This window comes from Oribacterium sp. C9 (assembly GCF_002007235.1).
Classification (GTDB): Bacteria; Bacillota; Clostridia; order Lachnospirales; family Lachnospiraceae; genus Oribacterium.
Genome location: NZ_MUHW01000052.1, coordinates 1 through 2,086, shown reverse-complemented (window position 1 = coordinate 2,086; position 2,086 = coordinate 1). Strand labels below are relative to the sequence as shown.

Below are 2,086 nucleotides of genomic sequence, written 5' to 3'. Positions count from 1 at the left end.
GCAATCTAAAATATCAAATATGATATTTTTAGATTGCATTTGTCAGGCGATAAACGCCGATTGTGATTGGTCTCTCCTTCTCAGCATTCCACATGGAGTTTCCGGTATAACTATAGTACCCGGCCTTATCCAGCTCATTGAAATAGGACACACGTAATGCAAGGTATGTATTTGCAAACAACTTAACTGGCTATGCTCTAGACAATATATCTACATCTTTCCCTGCAGAAAGCGCTATTTAGCCACCAGTTTATAAAAAGCTCCCAATATAAGACAATTATTCATCTTACATCAGGAGCTTTTCTGCTCTCAGATCAATTAAGCTTACGCCATTATTAAGATTCTATCGGATCAAGGATAGCCTTTATAACCTGTTCTTCGTCATAGTTCGGTGCGAATCTTTCGGCGGCATCACAAATTACCTTGACTCTGATTGCATCTTCTTCAAGTTCATCTGCTATCTGTGGAACTGTTTTACCTTTTCGAAGTTTACGGCATATCTGACTAATGAGTCTAGATTGATCACCTTCCGCTCTTCCTTCAGCTCTTCCATTAGCCACTGCAGCATCATATCTTTCAAGCCAATCCATCTTTAATACTCGTCCGCCCATTATATCACCTACCTTTCTGCTGACTTTTTTTCGTTTATCATTCAGCCTTCTGGTCACATTCTCCATTTGTTTGATTATAACACCCTTGGTTCTGAGCGACAAGACGATCTCCTTCACCTGACGCAACCGCTCAATGATATCACAGTAGGTATCAACAAACTTCTTGAGTTCCGTCTCATCTGATTCATACTCATCCATTTTATCTTCGAGATTAAAAGCGAAAAATGGTAGTAAAAAGAAAAGCTTATTTTCAAACATATCATCGATGCTATAATCCGCTTCACAAATAACAGGGGCTGAATACGATACATTTCCGCCAGGTGTGCGAACTTCAAAAGAGACCTTTTCTGCAGGCGCTCCCTTGTCTCTTAATACAAGTAAACCTGTGTGTCAGAATAGATGTCAGTGAATCCAAATAGTTTTTGTGGTAGTATAAGGCTACCACAGGAAGCCCCGTGTGTTAGACTGACCAATAACCGCTTCGCATCGAATTCTGGTACAATGTCTACCGCCACCACATGGTTGTGCTGACTCAACAACACCGCCAAACTCAATCCTACGTATCCTGTTCCTGCTACTGCAATGTTCGTCCTGTTTAATATTTTTTTCATAGTTTTATCCACGGTCAATAATTGACATAAACTTTACAGCAACATATAATTAAGCATGTTTATGATGGGCAACGGCGAGTGTCCGTCCAAGCGTCGAAGCAGTATACTGTGCCAGTAAGCAATATGCTGCAGAGCTTATGGATGGTTTAATGGTTCCCAAAAACTGGCGCCGAAAACATTAAATTGCTCTTCCACCTTCGTGGGGGGAGCAATTTCTATAAAACATCGAATTTGAAAGGCATCATTATGAGCCCTGAAATGCTTCTTCGATGTGCAGAATCCTTTTTGAGTCTTATTAATAATAGTTATTTACAAACATAGGAATTATGTCCCTTAGCTAACAATACTTCCGATTCTTGAATCCAACACAGACTCAGTCTATTTTATACAAAGGTTCCAAATGTCATATTAGTCTTATAATACATGGTACCCTTTGTAACTTCATCAACTCGTATGCTGAGAGACGCTTCTAATGGGATTTTCTTTTCTTTAGGTGCTAATGCAGCATCCAGCCTATCCTTCAACAAATAATAATCATATGATCCGGCTAGGGTAGAGATTATCATAAAGTGCCTTTGATTCCCTCAGGAACTCCGGACTGAATTTGATCCTGTCTGTCTTATACTTTTCTCTTACCTTATGATAATTCTCCTCTTTACTCCTATGCTTATTATTTCAAACTAAAATTTATGGTGAAAGACACCAAAATTCTGTTGATTAAACAATTTAATTTCATCTCATCCAAGGTTATAGTCCAAAATCAGACTATATGCATTTCCTGCATGTTCTGTTATCATACAGTCAGAACGCAGCCGTTTAAGAGTCTAAAATTTCTTTTAAATTCATCTCTATTTCTTTTATCTA

1 protein-coding gene is annotated in these 2,086 nt (G+C 38.5%); it reads right to left on the bottom strand.

Going from position 1 to position 2,086, the window contains the following annotated elements; genetic code table 11:
- Positions 1-335: 335 nt before the first annotated feature.
- On the bottom strand, positions 336-809 hold the full coding sequence (locus BXO88_RS16065) for a hypothetical protein (RefSeq protein WP_078038736.1): 474 nt from the start codon (positions 807-809) through the stop codon (positions 336-338).
- Positions 810-2,086: the final 1,277 nt, after the last annotated feature.

What these genes read in the sequence shown, in the direction of transcription:
- BXO88_RS16065 (WP_078038736.1), bottom strand. Translation starts at nt 809, where the DNA reads ATGGATGAGTATGAATCAGATGAGACGGAACTCAAGAAGTTTGTTGAT.